Here is a 17637-nt window from a genome sequence, read left to right as displayed (position 1 = left end):
TGTTGATACTGCTTCCTCCCTCCGAAACGAAGAGGGACGGCGGCACGGATGATCGGCTCGACCTGTCTTCGCTCAGCTTTCCGAAGCTGAAGACACGTCGGGCCGAAGTCGTTCGTGCCGTGCGCACGCTCGCGCGGGATGCGGACGCCTCGGCCACGTCGCTGAAGCTGTCGCCCGGCCTGGCCGCTGTCGAAGTGGCGCGGAACCGTCGGCTCACGCTCTCGCCGACCATGTCCGTGCTCGATCGGTACACCGGTGTCGTCTTCGACGGGCTCGATGCGTCGTCGCTCCCGGACGCAGCCCGCTCGTTCGCGTTCTCGCACGTCGGGGTGCATTCGGCACTGTTCGGCCCCATCCTCGCCGGCGACCGGATCCCCGCGTACCGGCTCTCGCACGATTCGCGAGTGCCCGGTCTGGCCGCGGCGTCGCTGAAGAGGCACTGGGCGTTGGCCGCATCTGATGTATTGGCGAAGCATCCGGGCCTGCTGCTGGATTTCCGTTCGGAGGGGTACGTGGGCCTCGGGCCGGTGGACGCCCGACCGAACTCGTACTTCCTTCGCGTCTTCACGGTGGGCCCCGATGGCTCCCGGCGTGCCCTGAACCACTTCAACAAGAAGGCCAAGGGGGAGCTGACGCGTGCCCTCGTGCTTGCGGGCGAGGACTTCTCCTCGGTCGACGACCTCGTCGCGTGGGCCGCCTCCGCGGGTTTCGACCTGCGTGTCTCGGCCCCCGCAGAGCTGACACTCACCGTCTGATTCCCGCCCGCGGTCTGCCGCGTGCCGACGGTCTGCCGCGTGCCGACGGGCGCCCCCCCTGCCCGCGGTCTGCCACCGTCGATCGAGTGGGCAGTTCAGGCCCCGGAAGCGGTCTCTGTGGGCCCGAACTGCCCACTCGATGCCCGGAAGCAGCCCTCCACATGGTCGTCGACGACACCCGCGGACTGCATGAGGGCGTACATCGTCGTGGGGCCGACGAAGCGGAAGCCGAGGGTGCGGAGCGTCTTGCTGAGTTCGGCCGACTCGGGAGTGGTGGCGACGAAGTCGGCGACGCTGTGGGGGCGAGGCGCGGGGACGTCGGGCGCAGAGGCCCAGAGGAGGCGATCGAGCGCGCCGTCGCCCTGCTCGGCGATGAGGTTCTGCGTGATGCGGGCGTTGCTGATGACAGCCGTGATCTTGCCGCGATGGCGGATGATCGAGGCGTCGGTGACGAGGCGTTCCACGTCGGCCTCGGTGAAGGCCGCCACGGCATCGATGTCGAAGCGGCTGAACGCCGATCGGAAGGCCGGGCGACGCCGGAGGATGGTGATCCAGGAGAGCCCGGCCTGGAATCCCTCCAGGCTGATCTTCTCGAACACCTTCTGGTCGGAGTGGAGGGGAGTACCCCACTCCTCATCGTGATAGCGCATGTACTCCGGGTCTGAGCCGGCCCAGGCGCATCTCGCTCGTCCGTCGGCGCCGACGACGAGCGCCGACGGAGCGGGCCGTTCGGCAGCAGGCGGAGCAGCGAGTGCAGCGTGTTCGGCTGACCGTACCGGCGCTGCCGCCGTCTCGCCCGGATCTCTACCCCCGGTCACGGGTGGTGCTCGATACGCTCATGCTCGAGCAGCCAGATCTTCGTGGGCAGGCCATTGCCTGCGCTGTAGCCCGTGAGGCGGCGGTTCGAGGCCAGAACACGATGGCAGCCGACGAGGATGGGCACCGGGTTCGCGCCGACGGCCCCTCCCACCGCTCGACCCGATCCGGGGCGCCCGGCAGCCAGCCCGAGCTCACCATAGGAGAGAGCCTCGCCCCAGCCGACCAGCGAGAGCTGGTGCCAGATGTCGCGCTGGAAGGGTGTGCCCACGACGTCGAGCGCAACCGAGAATTCGGTGCGGGAACCCGCGAAGTATTCGCTGAGTTGCTGGAGGGCGTCGTCGAGAAGGGGGCTCCGGTGTTCGGGGAGATCGTCGTGAGGCAGCATCCCCGCCCGCTCGATGGAGAGCGACGCGATGCCGTCGTCGGTCGCCGTGAGTTCCAGCCGGCCGAGGGGGCTGTCGGTGCGGGCGATGAAGGGTGCCGGTGTCAGGACCGGGATCGATGAGATGCGAGGTGTTGCTGTCATGGCTCGACTGTAGCGCCGGGCGGCGACTGTGGGGCTCCTGCCCAGGGCAACTGTGGAGAACTTCGGCGGGAGTGCTACCTGTGCAGGAGAAGATGTGCGAGGTACCGTTGACCACACCATGGATTCCCTTGCAGAGCACCACGACTACGGCGACCTCCCGCTGGATGAGGCCGGCATCGCCGCCGATCCGTTCGCGCAGTTCACGGCGTGGCTCGCCGAGGCCGAGGCTGCGGGCGTCGAGGAGCCGAACGCAATGGTTCTCGGCACGGTTGATTCCGACGGGGTGCCCGGCAGCCGCACGGTACTGCTCCGGGGAGTGGATGCCCGCGGCTTCTCCTTCTACTCGAACTACGCGTCGCAGAAGGGCACGGCGCTGGCCTCGACCCCCGCAGCGACCCTCCTGTTCCCGTGGTACCTGCTGCACCGGCAGGTCATCGTGCAGGGCGACGTCACCAGGCTGAGCGCTTCAGAGAGCGACGCCTACTTCGCGAGTCGCCCCCGGGGTTCGCAGCTCGCGGCTGCAGCCAGCGCCCAGTCGCACCCGATCGCATCGCGGGCCGAGCTCGAGCAGCGGGTCGGCGAACTCACCGCCCGCTTCACAGATCAGAACGGCGAAGAACTTCCCGTCGAGCGGCCGGCTCACTGGGGCGGATACCTGGTGGCGCCCCGGCGCATCGAGTTCTGGAAGGGCCGCACCTCGCGCCTGCACGACCGGCTCGTCTACGATCGCGATCCAACATCGTCGACCGGATGGGCGATCACGCGTTTGCAGCCCTGAAAACCATATCGAGAGGCGCAGGCAATTTCTGTTCCTGGGCTTCGTGGTGAATTGCCGGTCAGACGCCGGACTTCTGAAAGGAATGAGAGTCAATGCCTGCATGTTCAGTGAACCTGAACTGCCGAATCAGCGCAAGAAACACGAGGGTCACGGCCATGGGAATCCAGGCCACAATCCCAAGGGGGCCAGCCGTTACGAGGTCGGGTGTCTCGCCGGCTGCGGCAATGAGTGCCAGTGTTCCCGCTGCAGCATTGAATGCGCCATGGGCGATCATGGGCGGCCACAGCGAGTTGCTTTTCAGGCGTAGCCAGCCGAGGAGAAATCCGAAAAAGGTACACCCTCCCACCATCAGGGCGAGACCCAGGGCATTCGGTTGATCGAAGTTATAGCCCAGCAGGATCAGAGGTGCATGCCAGAGGCCCCACACCACGCTACTCACCGCCAGCGCTGGTATCGCTCCCACAGGTCGGAGGGTAGGTAAAAGCCAGCCCCGCCAGCCGACTTCTTCGCCCACGGTAAGTAGGCAGTTGAAGACGGCCCCCACCGGGATGGCGGCAAGCTGCGCGATCGCGAGAGTTGCCGCGGGTAGATCCTTCGTCGGGCTTTCTTCGTGCAGCAGTTCAGCGAAGCCGGAAAATTCCACAAGATCAACACGGGTGATGCCAAGACTGACAACAATCGCTACTCCTGAAAAGACGAGGATTTCGGTACCGACCAAAGCTCCAAGCGACCAGAGCAGAGTCGTCTTGAACGGCCGGGAGAACCTGAGCCCTGAGAATACAAGCAAGGAGCCAATGGAACGTCCTTCGACAAGGGTACTGATCAACACCGCCGAGATGAGGGGAGTGAACATGATCGCGCCGGCGATCAGTCCAAAGAGTGGGTTCTGCAATCCATCCTGTAGCCACAGGGGTAGCGCAAAGATCCAAGCGAGCCCGTAGGCGATGACAAGAAAAATCGAGACTCTCATAGTGACACTTCTTTTGAGCATATGGAGAGTCTCGGATATATATGAGTTTTAGTCAAATAACGGTTCAGTGGCCGGTGAGCGGTCCGAGCAGCCGTGCAGTGCGTGACGGGCGGCCGGTCATCCGTTCCTCCCGGTCGGCGAGGTCTGCAGACGCGAGGCCGAGGTTGGTGCCGAGGAACCGGAGGGGTTCCGGCTCCCAGCGCGGCGAGAGGTGGTTGACCCACGGCAGTGTGCTGAGGTTCGCCCCGGGCGCGACGACACTCGGGTCGTGGCCGGTGATCAGGGCGGTGAGGGTGCGGCCCGCCAGGTTCGTGGTGCTGAGGCCGTCTCCGACGTAGCCGCCCGCATACGCGATCCCGGTGCGGGGATTGAATGAGGCCGAGGCGTGCCAGTCGCGCGGCACACCGATCGGCCCACCCCAACGGTGGGTCACCTCCGCGTCGAACGCGTCGGGGAACAGGTCGACCAGCGTGTCACGGAGGTGGTCGAACACCCGATCCACAGTGTCGTAGGAGGGCCGGATGCTCGAACCCCAGTGATAACGGGCGCCGCGGCCACCGAACGCGAAGCGGTTGTCCGCGGTGCGCTGGCCGTAGATCAGCAGGTGACGGTAGTCGCTGAAGGTGTTGCCGTGGGCGATGCCGGTGGTCTGCCAGAACTCTTGGGGCAGGGGCTCGGTCGCGATCATCAGCGAATAGAGGGGGAGGATGCGGCGTCCGACGCCGGGCAGCCGGGCGCCGTATGCCTCGGTGGCGATGACGATGCGGTCAGCAGTCACCGTGCCGGTGCCGGTGCCGGTGCTGGTGCTGATGCCGGTGCCGGTGCCGGTGCTGGTTCCGGATGCCGCGGCCGCCGCCGCACGGAAAGTGACTCGCCCCGGCACCCACGACACGACCTCCGTGTGTTCGTGGATGCGCACACCGAGGCGCTCGACGACGGCAGCGAGTTCGTGCACGAGCTTGCCCGGGTGCAAGCGCGCACAGGCCGGATCGTGGGTGGCGCCGAGAGCACCGGCAGGGTGGCCGCGGGCAGGATCCTCGGAGAACGACGTGTAGCTCAGCCGATCGACTCCGAAGCGCGCCGCCTCCTTCACCTCGGCGTGCGCCGCCGCCACCTGCACCGGATTCATGGCGAACGTGAGCGTGCCGCCCTCGGCGAAGTCGCAGTGAATGCCCTCGAGTTCGGTGACCCGTCCCACCTCCGCGACGGTGGCGACCATCGCGCGGCGCATCGCGACAGCGGCGTCGAATCCGTGCGTGCGTTCGAGCGACGCCGCAGAGCGGGGGAACAGCGCGGAGCACCAGCCCCCGTTCCGCCCGGAGGCCCCGAATCCGACAGTCTCTTTCTCGAGCACCACGATCCGCAGCGACGGCTCGGCGCGAGCCAGGTAGTACGCGGTCCACAGTCCGGTCAGCCCGCCCCCAACAATGCACACGTCGGCCGCCAGATCGGATGTCGGCCCAGACCGACCTGTCCGGGCATCCGGGGCTTGAGCGGGCACCGCCTCCTGCCACAAATTCATCCCGCAACTCCCCTTCTGACAAATCTCTCGGATGAGTGCGACCGTGATCGCCGAGCGCGACCGATCTGGCAGCCGCGCTCAGCGGTACGGGTCGCGCTCAGCAGAACGGGGGCGCGGCTAGAGCCGCGCCCAGGCCTCCGTCAGCACCCCGCGAAGGATGCCCTCGATCTCGTCGAACTCGGGCTGGCCCACGGTGAGCGGCGGCGCGAGCTGGATGACCGGATCGCCCCGGTCGTCGGCCCGGCAGTAGAGGCCGGCATCGAAGAGCGCGCGGGAGAGGAAACCGCGGAGCAGCCGCTCCGACTCGTCGTCGTCGAACGTCTCCTTCGTCGCCTTGTCTTTGACGAGCTCGATGCCGAAGAAGTACCCGTCGCCGCGCACATCGCCGACGATCGGCAGGTCGTTCAGGCGCTCGAGTGTCGAACGGAAGGCCGGTGACAGCGTTCGCACGCGTTCGTTCAGCTTCTCCTCCTCGAAGATGTCGAGGTTCTCGAGCGCCACCGCGGCAGACACCGGATGCCCACCGAACGTGTAGCCGTGCGAGAACGAGGCGTGACCGTGCTTGAACGGCTCGTAAATACGATCCGAGACGATCGTGGCACCGATGGGCGAGTACCCGCTCGTCATGCCCTTCGCACAGGTGATCATGTCGGGCACATAGCCGTACTCGTGGCAGGCGAACATGTGGCCGATGCGGCCGAAGGCGCAGATCACCTCGTCGCTGACCAGCAGCACGTCGTACTGGTCGCAGATCTCGCGCACGCGCTTGAAGTAGCCGGGAGGAGGGGGGAAACATCCGCCTGAGTTCTGCACCGGCTCGAGGAAGACCGCGGCCACCGTCTCCGGACCCTCGAACAGGATCATCTCCTCGATGCGGTTCGCCGACCACTGCCCGAAGGCCGTCAGATCGTCGGCGTGCTCGGGTGCTCGGTAGAAGTTCGTGTTGGGCACGCGGAAGCCCCCGGGGGTCACCGGCTCGAACATCTCCTTCATCGCGGGGATGCCGGTGATCGCCAGCGCCCCCTGCGACGTGCCGTGGTACGCCACCGCGCGGGAGATGACCTTGTGCTTGGTGGGGCGGCCCTGCAGTTTCCAGTAGTACTTGGCGAGTTTGAAGGCGGTCTCCACCGCCTCGCCGCCGCCGGTGGAGAAGAAGACGCGGTTGAGATCGCCGGGCGCGTAGCCGGCGAGCCGGTCTGCGAGTTCGATGGCGGATGGATGCGCATACGACCAGAGGGGGAAGAACGACAGTTCAGCGGCCTGCTTCGCCGCCACCTCGGCCAGGCGCTGCCGCCCGTGGCCGGCGTTCACGACGAAGAGCCCGGAGAGCCCGTCGATGTACTTCTTGCCGGTGGAGTCCCAGATGTGGTGACCCTCGCCCTTGACGATGATGGGTACGCCGGCGCCGTCCTCCATGACGGACTGGCGGGAGAAGTGCATCCAGAGGTGGTCCTTGGCCTTCTGCTGCAGGTCGGCCTCGTCGAACTTCGACGACAGCCCGGGGTCGGCGACCGCCGACGAGGAGGTGTTGGGCGTGACGGGTGTGGGTGTGAGCGTCATGGTTTTACCGTGTTCCCCAGTTGTAGAGCTGCTTGTGCAGCTTGAGATAGACGAATGTCTCGGTTGAGATGACCCCGGGCAGGGTGCGGATCTCGGAGTTCAGCAGGTCGATCAGGTCGTCGTCGTTCTCACAGACGACCTCGATGAGGAGGTCGAACGTGCCGGCGGTGAGCACGACGTAGTCGACGGCCGGGAGGGCAGCCAGGGCGTCCGCGATCACCCGGGTGTCGCCGCTGACCTTCACGCCGATCATCGCCTGGCGGAAGAAGCCGAGCTGCAGAGGGTCGGTCACCGCGACGATCTGCATCACCCCGGCATCCGTCAGCTTCTGCACGCGTTGGCGCACAGCAGCCTCGCTGAGCCCCACCGCCTTGCCGATCTCGGCGTACGAGCGGCGTCCGTCGCTCTGCAACTGTTCGATGATCGCTTTTGCGGTCGCATCGAGAGGCGCGGGGCGCGGCTTGGGGCTCATGGCCCGATTGTGTCAGTCGGAGGATTGATCTGCAAGCGGATCCGAAGGAAAGTAGGGTTGAGACATCCGGAACCGTCTGAATCCGTCACCATTGAGCGGGTTCGGCACGGTTCGGGCCCCGCCAGACGCATCGTCTAGTCTTGATCGGTATGGCTGTTGCCCCGAAACGCAGCCCGTAGAGAAAGACCTCCGGCGTGACGCAGATCGGCGACAGTACAGGGCGCATCCGCGTCACCGGGCCCCTGGCAGGCGACACCGACTTCACCGTCTCGTGGTGCGCGCTGACCGACGTCGGCAAGAAGCGGAAAGTCAACGAGGACAGCGTTGCTGCGGTGCCGCCCATCTTCGCAGTCGCGGATGGCATGGGCGGGCACGAGGCGGGCGACATCGCCAGCGCGGCCGTCGTCACGAGGCTGAGCGAGGTGCAGGGGGAGAGTTTCACGAGCGCAGACATCATCGACGGGGCGCTGAGCCTCGCGCTTGCCGACATCGACGTTGTGGGCGATGCGAACGTGCTCGGTACGGGAACCACCGTCACCGGGGTCGCCCTCACCCTCGTCGACGACCTGCCCCGCTGGGCCGTGTTCAACATCGGCGACTCCCGTGTCTACCAGTACCTGGAGGGTGCGCTCGAGCGCGTGACCGTCGACCACTCCGTCGTGCAGGAGCTGGTGGATGCCGGGCTCATCACTGCCGAACAGGCCGAGACCCACCCCGACAGCAACATCATCACCAGGGCGGTCGGGTTCCACGAGAAGCCGGTGCCCGACTATTCGCTGCTCGACGTGCTGGACGGACAGCGCATCCTGGTCTGCAGCGACGGGCTCACGAAGGAGCTGACCGACCACGGTATCGCGCACTTCCTCGAGCAGTCGTCGACGCCCGACGTGGCGGCGGCCGGGCTGGTGGATGCCGCACTCGCGAACGGCGGACGCGACAACGTGACCGTGCTGGTCATCGACGTGAGCCGCTGAGCGCACAGAACTTCCCGCGTGTGATCTCGCGATTCCGGAACGGATTTCGTGAAGATTGTGTTTCGTGATGGCGGTTTCCGTCACTTTTCCCCCATGGCATGACGGTGCTGTGCCAGTATCGGGATCACCGATTTTGAGGGAGTGCAGAACCGATGCCGCTTGAACGCCCGCAGGACCCGATGCTCATCCAGGCCATCCGCCACTCGCAGGCGATGCAGCGTGCGCGCCAGCTGAACCTCACCCGCCGGGGCTTCCTCGGCGCGATGGGGCTCGGCGCAGGCGCGCTCGCCCTCGCAGCGTGCGCACCCGTCACAGCCACCCAGAAGGCCCTGACGCCGGCCGCCGATCTCTCTGCCACGCAGAAGACGCTGATCTGGGACAACTGGCCCGGCTACATGGACGAAGACGACGCAGGGGCCAACCCCACGCTCGACGCCTTCCGCAGCCAGAGCGGCCTCGACGTGACCTACAACGTCGCGGTCGACGACAACAACACGTACTACGCGAAGGTCAAGGACCAGCTCGCCCTCGGCCAGGACATCGGCGCCGACACAGTGTGCCTCACCGACTGGATGGTCTCTCGCCTCGTGCGCCTGGGCTACATCCAGGATCTCGACCATGCCAACATGCCGAACCTCGCGAACATGAACGCGTCGTTCGCGAACCCCGACTTCGACCCGGGGCGAGCGAAGAGCGTGCCGTGGCAGGGCGGCTTCGCCGGGATCTGCTGGAACAAGGAGAAGGTGCCGAACGGCCTGAAGTCGATCGACGACCTGTGGAGCGCCGATCTCAAGGGTCGCGTGGGTGTGCTCAGCGAGATGCGCGACACGATCGGCCTGATCATGCTCAACCAGGGCACCGACATCACGGGCGATTGGGCCGACGACAAGTTCACGAACGCTATGGACGTCTTCACCAAGCAGGTCTCCGAGGGCCAGATCCGCAACATCAAGGGCAACCAGTACCTGAACGACCTGCAGAGCGAAGACACCTACGCCGCGATCTGCTGGTCGGGCGACATCACCTCGCTGAACGCGACGGCCGGCGACAAGTGGCAGTTCGCTATCCCGGATTCGGGCGGAACGCTCTGGAACGACACCTTCGTGGTTCCGATGGGGTCGGCCCACAAGGCGAATGCCGAGTCGATCATGAACTACTACTACGAGCCCGAGGTCGCGGCGACGCTGGCCGCCTGGGTGAACTACATCAGCCCGGTCGACGGAGCGAAGGAGGCGATGGATGCCATCGACCCCGAGCTCGCGACGAACCAGTTGATCTTCCCGGACGCCGACACCCTGTCGAGCGTGCACGTCTTCCGCACGCTTTCCGCGCAGGAGGAGAACGACTTCGGTGCGCAGTTCCAGAAAGTGCTGTTGGGCAGCTGATGGCCGCCGGGACTTTCGCCGAGAAGGGCGCCGACCTCGAACTCGTCGGCATCACCAAGACGTTTCCGGGCTTCACCGCGATCCGGTCACTGGATCTGTTCATCCCCGCGGGGTCGTTCTTCGCCCTGCTCGGCCCCTCGGGCTGCGGCAAGACGACCACGCTCCGGCTGGTGGCGGGGCTCGAGGAGCCCACGGCCGGGCGCATCGTCATCGGCGGCAAGGATGTGACGTCGACGAAGCCGTTCCAGCGGCCGGTGAACACGGTGTTCCAGTCGTACGCGCTGTTCCCGCACATGAGTGTGCTCGAGAATGTCGCGTTCGGGCTCCGTCGGCGGGGGATCGCCTCCCCGCTCGAGAAGGCGCACGAGGCGCTCCGACTGGTCGAACTCGATCACCTCGCCGCGCGCCGGCCGGCGCAGCTCTCGGGTGGGCAGCAGCAGCGTGTGGCTCTCGCCCGTGCCGTGGTCAACCGTCCGGCCCTGCTGCTGCTCGATGAGCCGCTCGGTGCGCTCGACCTGAAGCTCCGCCGGCAGATGCAGCTCGAGCTGAAGGACATCCAGACCGAGGTGGGGTTGACGTTCCTGCACGTCACCCACGACCAGGAAGAGGCCATGACCATGGCCGACACGATCGCGGTGATGAACCGGGGCGAGATCGAGCAGATGGGCGCGCCCGAGGAGCTCTACGAGCTGCCGCGCACGGCGTTCGTCGCGAACTTCCTCGGGCAGTCGAACCTGTTCACCGGCGAGGTCGTCTCGTCGACTCCGAATGCTCTCACTGTCGCCATCGCCGGGCAGCAGCTGGTCATCCCTTCCGCCCGCGCCCCGCGCCGCTCGGGGACGGTCACCGTGGGTGTTCGGCCGGAGAAGCTTCTGCTGCTGACGGCTCCTCCTGCTGCACCGTCATCCGGCGTCAACGTGCTCGGGCCGGGGCGCGTCATCGACGTGTCGTTCAGCGGAGTGAGCACGCAGTACACGATCGCCGTGCCGGGGATCGGCGACGTGATCGTCTTCGCCCAGAACATGGTGTTCGGGCCTGTGGTGCACGTCGGCGCGGAGGTGTGGGTGAGCTGGAACGTCGAGCACGGCTTCGGGCTCGAGGACTCGCCCGCCGAAGCGGCTGCGGGTGTAGCGGATGCCGCGTCGGCCGCGGGTGCCGATGGCGACGTCGCCACCTCCGCTCTGACGACGGTGAAGGCCTGAGGCATGGCGTTCTCGGCGTTCGCGTCTGCACCGGCTGCGGCAGAACCGGCCGTTCGCCGCCGAAGCTGGATCGCCCTCGTTCTGCTGCTGCCGGGCATCCTGTACCTGCTCCTGTTCTTCATCACGCCGCTGATCTCGCTGGTGTTCACGTCGTTCCAGCAACCGGTGATCAACGGGGACATCGGGCAGTACAGTGCCGGATTCCAGTGGTCGAACTACACCGACAGTGTGGTGCAGTACCTGCCGCTCATCCTTCGGGCGTTCGGGTACGCGCTGCTGGCGACGCTGCTCGCGCTGGTGATCAGCTACCCTCTCGCGTACTTCATCGGGGTGAAGGTGCGGGGGTTCCCACTCGTGCAGAGCCTGCTGCTGACGCTCGTGATCGCGCCGTTCTTCATCAGTTTCCTGCTGCGGACGCTCGCCTGGAAGCAGATCATGAGCGACGAGGGGCCGATCGTCGTGGGGCTGAAGGCGCTCTCGATCTTCCCGTCGGACGGGCACATCACGGGCACGCCGTTCGCTGTGATCTTCGGGTTGACGTACAACTTCATCCCGTTCATGACGCTGCCGCTCTATGCGACGCTCGAACGGTTGGATGTGCGCTACATCGAGGCGGGGAACGATCTCTACGCCTCGCCGTTCACCACCTTCCGGAAGATCACGGTGCCGCTGTCGCTGCCCGGGATCGTGTCGGGAACACTGCTGACGTTCATCCCGGCCGCCGGCGACTACATCAATGCGTCAGGAGACTTCCTCGGGTCGGCGCAGACGTCGATGGTGGGAAATGCGATCGAGTCGAACTTTCTCGTGACGCAGAACTATCCGGTGGCCGCGGCGCTGTCGATCGTGCTGATGGCGGTCATTCTCATCATCGTGGGCTTCTATGTGCGGCGGGCCGGAACGGAGGACCTGATATGAGTGCGGAATCGGTGTCGGGCGGGCCGTCGTGGACGAAGCCTCGGGCGCGGGGGGTGGCTGGAGCGGACAGCGGCGCGCCGCGAATCTGGTCGCTGTCGGCGGATGCAGCGGCGGGGGCATCGACGTTGGCGAAGGCGACCGCGACGCCCGGTGGTAGTGCGCGGGAACTCGAAGCGCCCGTGGGCGGTGCGGGTGCGCCGGGGCGCCGCCGCGGCATCCGGTTCCGCGGGCTCGGGCTGCCGGTCTACACGGCGCTCGCGCTTCTCTTCCTGCTGATCCCGATCGCGTACACCTTCGTGTTCTCGTTCAACAATTCGGGAAAGCTGAACATCGCGTGGCAGGGCTTCACCCTCGACAAGTGGACGAATGTCTGCGCGGCGCAGGGCGTCTGCGAGGCATTCGCCAACAGCATCCTGGTCGGCGTGGTCGCGACGGTGTTGGCGACTGCCCTCGGTACCGCGATCGCGATCGCGCTGGTGCGTTACCGGTTCCGGGCGCGGTCGGCGATCTCACTGCTGCTGTTCCTGCCGATGGCGACGCCCGAAGTGGTGCTCGGGGCGGGGCTTGCGGCGCAGTTCCTGTCGCTCGGGGTCAACAAAGGGCTCGTGACGATCATCATCGCGCACACGATGTTCTGCATCAGCTTCGTGGTGGTGACGGTGAAGGCACGGGTGGCGTCGCTCGACCCGGCGCTCGAGGAGGCCGGGCGCGACCTCTACGGATCGGCCGTGGCCGTGTTCTGGCGGATCACCTTCCCGCTGCTGCTGCCCGGGATCGCGGCGGCCGCGCTGCTGTCGTTCGCGCTGAGTTTCGACGACTTCATCATCACGAACTTCAACTCCGGCGCCGTCGACACGTTCCCGAAGTTCATCTACATCGCCGCTGCGCGAGGCATCCCGGCGGAGGCGAACGTGGTGGCGTCGGCCGTGTTCATCCTGGCGATCGTGATCGTGGTGGTCGCGCAGGTCACGCGCGCCGCGCGCGCTGCGCGCCTCGCCCGCCTCCGCGGCTGACCGCGCGCCGCCCCGCCGCCCTCTCCACGCAGCCACCACATTCGAGTGGGCAGTTTGGGCCCTCAACGCACCGATGTGGGGCCGAAACTGCCCACTCGAATGGATCGGTGGTCAGGGGGTGCTGAGGGCGGGGGCGAGGCGGATGGCGCCGACGGGGGCGGTGCCGCCGTAGACGGTGAGGTCGAGGCGGGGGAGGAGAGCGTCGACGGAGGCCTCGGTGAGAGCGCCGGCGCGCACGAGGAGGGTGAGGCCGACGAGAGTGGCGGCGCGGAGGTTTCCGTCGAGCATCTTGAGCGCAACGGCGGTGCCCGCGGTGCCGGGGGCAGCGGCAGGTGCACCAGCGGTGCCGTGGGCAGGGGTGGGTGCGCCAGCGTCGCCGGTGGCGTGTGGCTCGGAACGGCCTGACGCCGCGGCAGCGCGGGGGGCGGGCGAGGCTGCGGTGGTCGACATCACCATCACACCCTCGGCGCCGAGCTTCGAGAAGACCGCGAGCTCGTCGATGCACAGGGTGTTCGCGCGGCCGGGGCCATCGATCGCCCAGCCGTTCGCGAGCACGGAGGCGCTGAGCGTGGCCGCTTCTGCCGAGACGAGACGATCGAGCCCGAGGGCGGGTGTGATGTCGCTCGCGACATCGACATCGACATCGACGCCGTCGCCGTCGCCGGATGGAGCGCGCCCCGACGCAGCCGACACGAAGACGTCGACCGGAGTGTCGGCCGCATCGACCGGGCTGAGCAGCGGCGCCAGGGGGAGCGCGGAGGTGATGCGCCCGATGCCGCGTGCCAGCCCCACGAGCGACACGGCGTAGACGGGGGCGCCACAGCCGTCGACGGCGGAGGCCGCAACTGCCTCGCCCGTCAGCTCCTCGATGGTCGAGAGGATGCGCTGCTGCAGCGGGTGCGAGGGCTCGAGATACGTGTCGAGGGGCCAGTCGTTCACCACGCAGGCCAGCAGCATGGCAGCGTGCTTGCCCGAGCAGTTCATGTAGAGCGGCGACCGGTCGAGACCGGAGCGCACGAGACCATCACGCGCGGCCGAGGAACCGGGCCAGTCGTGCGGGCACTGGAGGGCATCCGGAGCCAGACCGGCGAGGTCGAGGATGCTCTGCACGACCGCCACATGTTCAGGGGTGCCTGCGTGGCTGGCTGTCGCGAGCACGGTCTGCACGGCATCCAGTGAGACACCCGATCCGTGCAGCGCGCGGAGCACCGCCAGCGCCTGGAACGGCTTCAGGCAGGAGCGCGGGATGATCGGGGCCGACGGATCTCCGAGAGTGCTGAGCACGTCACCGCCGGGCGACAGCACGACGGCCGAACCGACGTGGCGCGACTCGACGAAGCCGCTCCGCTCGACGACCGCGAGCTCGACGGCGTCGGATGCCGCGAACGTCCCCGCAGCGGACGAGCTGCTGGCTGCGGGGACGCCCGCGGCTCCGCTCACGCCAGCTCTCCGGCGGCCAGCGCGGCGAAGCCGTCGTCGAGCACGCTGAGGGCGTCTTCGAGCAGGGCGTCGCTGATCGTCAGGCTGGGGAGGAAGCGGAGCACGTTGCCGTAGGTGCCGGCGGTGAGGATGAGCACGCCGTGCGCGGCGGCGTAGGCAGCGAGGGCCGTGATCGCAGCGCCGTTCGGCTCCTTCGTGGTGGCACCGGTGCCGGGCTGCACGAGCTCGATCGCGATCATCGCGCCGACGCCTCGCACGTCACCGATGATGTCGTACTTCTTTTGCAGCTCCAACAGCCCGTGAGAGAGGGTCTGCTCGACGCGGGTAGCCTCCGCGAGCAGGCCGAGGCGCTCGATCTCGCCGAAGACCGCGACCGCCGCGGCGGCGGCGACGGGGTTGCCGCCGAAGGTTCCGCCGAGACCGCCCGGCAGGGCGGCATCCATGATCTCGGCTCGACCGGTGACGGCAGCGAGCGGGAGCCCGCCCGCGATGCCCTTGGCCGAGGTGATGAGGTCGGGGGTGAGGCCGAAGTGCTCGCTCGCGAAGTACTTGCCGGTGCGGGCCATGCCGCTCTGGATCTCGTCCGCGACGAATACGATGCCGTTGTCGGTGCACCACTGCTGGAGCGCCGGCAGGAACCCCTCGGCGGGCAGCACGAAGCCGCCCTCGCCCTGGATCGGTTCGACGACGAGGCAGGCGAGATCGTAGGCGCCGACCGTCTTCTCGAGGTAGGAGATCGTGCGGGCCGCGGCCTCGGCGCCGGTGAGGCCGTCGTGGTAGGGGTAGGAGTTCGGGGCGCGGTAGACGTCGCCGGCGAAGGGTCCGAATCCGGTGGAGTAGGGCGCGGCCTTGAAGTTCATCGCCATGGTGAGGTTGGTGCGGCCGTGGTAGGCGTGCTCGAGCACGGCGACGCCGACACGACGGGTGTACTTGCGGGCGATCTTGACCGCGTTCTCGACGGCTTCGGCGCCCGAGTTCGCGAGCATGGTCTTCTTCGGGAAGTCGCCGGGTGTGTGCTCGGCCAGGAGCTCGGCGACCCGCACGTACTCCTCGTAGGGCGTGACGGTGAAGAGCGTGTGGGTGACATCGTTCAGCTGTTCCGTCGCTGCCGCGACGACGCCGCCCTGCGTGTGGCCGACCGTGGTGACGCCGATGCCGGCGCCGAGGTCGATGAACTGGTTGCCGTCGACATCCACCAGGATCGCGCCGTTCGCGCGGGCGATGTACACGGGGAGCACGGATGACACACCCACCGGCACCACAGCGAGGCGTCGCTCGTGCAGGGCGTTCGAGGCGGGGCCGGGGATCGCGGTGACGATCTTCCGCTCCTGGGGGATGGTGAACGCAGAGGTGCCGAGAGTGTCAGTCATAGTCGTCAAGAATACCGGGCCGAACGCGTTCGGCGCAGGCATAGGGTTGAGCAGTGACTGAGCATCGCTACACAGTGAATGTCGAATGGCTGGGCAATCGCGGAACCGGTACGAGCGGCTACCGCGACTACTCCCGGGCGGGCGTGATCCGCGCAGCCGGGAAGGTGGAGTTGCCGTCGTCGGCCGACCGCACGTTCCACGGCGACCGCGACCGCTGGAACCCCGAGGAACTGCTGCTCGCGGCCCTGGCCGAGTGCCACATGCTGTCGTACCTGCACGTGGCGGTGACGCACGGAGTGGTCGTGACCGGCTACGAAGACGCCGCGACGGGGACGATGGTGCAGGAAGGACAGGGCGGCCACTTCACGTCGGCAACGCTTCATCCGGTGGTCACCCTCGCCGACCCCGCGCAGGCGGAGCTTGCGAACAGCCTGCACGGCGAGGCCAGCGGGCTCTGTTTCATCGCCCAATCGGTGAACTTCCCGGTGTTGCACGAGCCGAGGGCCCTGTGACGCGCGAGGCTGGTCGCGGCATCCGGATGCCCGCCCGACCGGCTCGCGGAGACAACTCATGACGAAGTACCAGCGCACCGTGCTCGTGGTGGCGATCCTCTCGTCGTTCATCTCCTTCCTCGACGGCACGGTCATCAACGTGGCCCTGCCTGCCATCACCCGGGAGCTCGGCGGCGGGCTCGCGGGGCAGCAGTGGGTCGTCGACGCCTACCTCATCTCGCTCACAGCTGTCATCCTGCTCGCCGGTTCGCTGAGCGACGCGTTCGGGCGCCGCCGGGTCATCTTCTGGGGGCTCCTCGGGTTCGGGGCGGCATCCGTTCTCTGCGCGGTCTCGCCGACGGATGAGTTCCTGATCGTGAGCCGCGGCATCCAGGGCATCGCGGGAGCGTTGCTGGTGCCGAGCTCGCTGGCGATCATCATCGCGAACTTCGACGGACCGAAGCGGGCGAAGGCGATCGGGCAGTGGACGGCGTGGACGAGCACGGCCTTCCTCGCCGGTCCGCTGCTCGGCGGTGTGCTCGTCGACCTGCTGTCGTGGCGGCTGGTGTTCGCGATCAACGTGATCCCGATCGCGATCACGCTTGTGATGCTCCGGAAGATCGCCGTCGAACCGCCGCGCGCCGTCAAGCCGGTGATCGACTACCGCGGTGCGGTGCTCGGAATTCTCGGGATCGGGCTCCCGGTGTTCGCCCTGATCGAGCAGGGACGACTCGGCTGGTCGAATCCGATCGTCTGGGGCGCTCTGGTGGTGGGTGTTGCGGCATTCGTGCTGTTCATCGTGAACGAGCGGCGGGTGCCGCAGCCGATGCTGCCGCTCAGTCTGTTCCGGGTGCGGAACTTCTGGGTCGGCAACCTGGCGACGACATTCGTCTATGCGGCGATCTCGCTCGGGTCGTTCCTGCTGACGCTGTTCCTGCAGCAGGTCGCGGGGTACACCGCCACCGAGGCGGGGCTCGCTTCGCTGCCGTCGACGATCATCAGCATCGCCCTGTCGTCGCTGTTCGGCACGCTGGCCGGCAAGTACGGGTCGCGGCTGTTCATGGCGGTCGGGCCGCTGATCGCTGCTGTGGGCTGGGTGCTGCTCTCGCAGGTCACGGCGTCGGCCGACTACCTGACGCAGGTGTTCCCGGGCACGGTGGTCTTCGCGCTCGGGATGACCGTGACCGTCGCACCGCTCACCGCCGCCATTCTCGGGGCGATCGATCCCGAGCGTGCCGGCATCGCTTCGGCCGTCAACAACGCGGTGTCTCGCGTCGCGGGGCTGATCGCGACGGCGGCGGCTGCGCTGATCGTGGGGGAGGCGCTCACGGTCGACGGGTTCTCGCGCGGCGTGCTCACGACGGCGGCGCTCCTCGTGGTGGGCGGCATCGTGTCGGCCATCGGCATCCAGAACGCCCGCCGCCCCGCGAAGGCCTGACCCG

The 17637-nt window shown here is 67.3% G+C and carries 17 protein-coding genes; 9 read left to right on the top strand and 8 right to left on the bottom strand.

The features are described 5' to 3' along the window. The first annotated feature begins 2 nt into the window (after positions 1 to 2). On the top strand, positions 3 to 755 hold the full coding sequence (locus tag B7R21_RS11390; protein ID WP_367379402.1) for a YaaA family protein: 753 nt from the start codon (positions 3 to 5) through the stop codon (positions 753 to 755). A 95-nt stretch (positions 756 to 850) separates the two neighbouring features. Here the strand turns inward: B7R21_RS11390 and B7R21_RS11385 are convergent, their stop codons facing one another. After that, the gene (locus tag B7R21_RS11385) at positions 851 to 1573 is read right to left on the bottom strand and encodes a DNA-3-methyladenine glycosylase I (protein ID WP_172592142.1); all 723 of its coding nucleotides are present in this window, start codon (positions 1571 to 1573) and stop codon (positions 851 to 853) included. Continuing rightward, positions 1570 to 2100, bottom strand: a complete 531-nt coding sequence (locus B7R21_RS11380) for a methylated-DNA--[protein]-cysteine S-methyltransferase (RefSeq protein ID WP_116283374.1) — start codon at positions 2098 to 2100, stop codon at positions 1570 to 1572. The genes B7R21_RS11385 and B7R21_RS11380 overlap by 4 nt, the downstream gene beginning before the upstream one ends. A 118-nt stretch (positions 2101 to 2218) precedes the next feature. On the opposite strand from B7R21_RS11380, the gene pdxH reads away from it, so the two are divergent. Further along, positions 2219 to 2878, top strand: coding sequence for a pyridoxamine 5'-phosphate oxidase (gene pdxH, locus B7R21_RS11375; protein WP_116283373.1), 660 nt, complete (start codon positions 2219 to 2221; stop codon positions 2876 to 2878). A 58-nt stretch (positions 2879 to 2936) separates the two neighbouring features. Here the strand turns inward: pdxH and B7R21_RS11370 are convergent, their stop codons facing one another. The 4 genes from B7R21_RS11370 to B7R21_RS11355 form a co-directional block, all read right to left on the bottom strand. Beyond that, positions 2937 to 3848 carry a CPBP family intramembrane glutamic endopeptidase gene (locus B7R21_RS11370; protein ID WP_172592141.1) on the bottom strand — a complete coding sequence of 304 codons (912 nt, stop codon included), beginning with the start codon at positions 3846 to 3848 and terminating at the stop codon, positions 2937 to 2939. 64 nt (positions 3849 to 3912) lie between these two features. Then, on the bottom strand, positions 3913 to 5370 hold the full coding sequence (locus tag B7R21_RS11365) for an NAD(P)/FAD-dependent oxidoreductase (RefSeq protein WP_116283371.1): 1458 nt from the start codon (positions 5368 to 5370) through the stop codon (positions 3913 to 3915). 117 nt (positions 5371 to 5487) lie between these two features. Further along, positions 5488 to 6930, bottom strand: coding sequence for an aspartate aminotransferase family protein (locus tag B7R21_RS11360; RefSeq protein ID WP_116283370.1), 1443 nt, complete (start codon positions 6928 to 6930; stop codon positions 5488 to 5490). A gap of 4 nt (positions 6931 to 6934) precedes the next feature. Further along, a complete protein-coding gene (locus tag B7R21_RS11355; protein WP_116283369.1) occupies positions 6935 to 7402 on the bottom strand; it encodes an Lrp/AsnC family transcriptional regulator in 468 nt (155 codons plus the stop codon). A gap of 194 nt (positions 7403 to 7596) precedes the next feature. Here B7R21_RS11355 and B7R21_RS11350 point away from each other — a divergent pair, with 194 nt between their 5' ends. The 5 genes from B7R21_RS11350 (at position 7597) to B7R21_RS11330 (ending at position 12894) form a co-directional block, all read left to right on the top strand. Further along, positions 7597 to 8376, top strand: coding sequence for a PP2C family protein-serine/threonine phosphatase (locus B7R21_RS11350; protein ID WP_116283368.1), 780 nt, complete (start codon positions 7597 to 7599; stop codon positions 8374 to 8376). A 152-nt stretch (positions 8377 to 8528) separates the two neighbouring features. Then, complete coding sequence (locus B7R21_RS11345) at positions 8529 to 9761, top strand: ABC transporter substrate-binding protein (protein ID WP_172592140.1); 1233 nt, start codon at positions 8529 to 8531, stop codon at positions 9759 to 9761. Next, the gene (locus tag B7R21_RS11340) at positions 9761 to 10963 is read left to right on the top strand and encodes an ABC transporter ATP-binding protein (RefSeq protein WP_116283367.1); all 1203 of its coding nucleotides are present in this window, start codon (positions 9761 to 9763) and stop codon (positions 10961 to 10963) included. Before B7R21_RS11345 ends, B7R21_RS11340 begins: the two co-directional genes overlap by 1 nt. A 3-nt stretch (positions 10964 to 10966) precedes the next feature. Beyond that, positions 10967 to 11881: an ABC transporter permease gene (locus B7R21_RS11335; protein ID WP_116283366.1), complete on the top strand. Its 915-nt coding sequence runs from the start codon at positions 10967 to 10969 to the stop codon at positions 11879 to 11881. Between the two features lie 215 nt (positions 11882 to 12096). Then, the gene (locus B7R21_RS11330) at positions 12097 to 12894 is read left to right on the top strand and encodes an ABC transporter permease (protein ID WP_253259776.1); all 798 of its coding nucleotides are present in this window, start codon (positions 12097 to 12099) and stop codon (positions 12892 to 12894) included. 111 nt (positions 12895 to 13005) lie between these two features. Here B7R21_RS11330 and B7R21_RS11325 read toward each other — a convergent pair whose 3' ends face one another. After that, entirely contained in the window at positions 13006 to 14334 is a 1329-nt protein-coding gene (locus B7R21_RS11325) for an asparaginase (RefSeq protein ID WP_116283364.1), read from the bottom strand. Next, complete coding sequence (gene gabT / locus B7R21_RS11320; RefSeq protein ID WP_116283363.1) at positions 14331 to 15704, bottom strand: 4-aminobutyrate--2-oxoglutarate transaminase; 1374 nt, start codon at positions 15702 to 15704, stop codon at positions 14331 to 14333. Before gabT ends, B7R21_RS11325 begins: the two co-directional genes overlap by 4 nt. A 53-nt stretch (positions 15705 to 15757) precedes the next feature. Between gabT and B7R21_RS11315 the strand changes: the two genes are divergently transcribed. Then, positions 15758 to 16216 carry an OsmC family protein gene (locus B7R21_RS11315; RefSeq protein ID WP_116283362.1) on the top strand — a complete coding sequence of 153 codons (459 nt, stop codon included), beginning with the start codon at positions 15758 to 15760 and terminating at the stop codon, positions 16214 to 16216. 58 nt (positions 16217 to 16274) lie between these two features. After that, on the top strand, positions 16275 to 17633 hold the full coding sequence (locus B7R21_RS11310) for a DHA2 family efflux MFS transporter permease subunit (RefSeq protein ID WP_116283361.1): 1359 nt from the start codon (positions 16275 to 16277) through the stop codon (positions 17631 to 17633). The last annotated feature ends 4 nt before the right edge of the window (positions 17634 to 17637 follow it).

This window comes from Subtercola boreus (genome assembly GCF_003399625.1).
GTDB lineage: Bacteria > Actinomycetota > Actinomycetes > Actinomycetales > Microbacteriaceae > Subtercola > Subtercola boreus_C.
The sequence above is the reverse complement of the archived record's forward strand: the minus strand, read 5'-3'. Positions and strand labels throughout refer to the sequence as shown.

Coding starts and splice junctions, on each gene's coding strand:
- B7R21_RS11380 (WP_116283374.1), bottom strand. CDS start 2,100: ATGACAGCAACACCTCGCATCTCATCGATCCCGGTCCTGACACCGGCA.
- B7R21_RS11310 (WP_116283361.1), top strand. CDS start 16,275: ATGACGAAGTACCAGCGCACCGTGCTCGTGGTGGCGATCCTCTCGTCG.
- B7R21_RS11365 (WP_116283371.1), bottom strand. CDS start 5,370: ATGAATTTGTGGCAGGAGGCGGTGCCCGCTCAAGCCCCGGATGCCCGG.
- B7R21_RS11370 (WP_172592141.1), bottom strand. CDS start 3,848: ATGAGAGTCTCGATTTTTCTTGTCATCGCCTACGGGCTCGCTTGGATC.
- B7R21_RS11355 (WP_116283369.1), bottom strand. CDS start 7,402: ATGAGCCCCAAGCCGCGCCCCGCGCCTCTCGATGCGACCGCAAAAGCG.
- B7R21_RS11335 (WP_116283366.1), top strand. CDS start 10,967: ATGGCGTTCTCGGCGTTCGCGTCTGCACCGGCTGCGGCAGAACCGGCC.
- gabT (WP_116283363.1), bottom strand. CDS start 15,704: ATGACTGACACTCTCGGCACCTCTGCGTTCACCATCCCCCAGGAGCGG.
- B7R21_RS11360 (WP_116283370.1), bottom strand. CDS start 6,930: ATGACGCTCACACCCACACCCGTCACGCCCAACACCTCCTCGTCGGCG.
- B7R21_RS11340 (WP_116283367.1), top strand. CDS start 9,761: ATGGCCGCCGGGACTTTCGCCGAGAAGGGCGCCGACCTCGAACTCGTC.
- pdxH (WP_116283373.1), top strand. CDS start 2,219: ATGGATTCCCTTGCAGAGCACCACGACTACGGCGACCTCCCGCTGGAT.
- B7R21_RS11345 (WP_172592140.1), top strand. CDS start 8,529: ATGCCGCTTGAACGCCCGCAGGACCCGATGCTCATCCAGGCCATCCGC.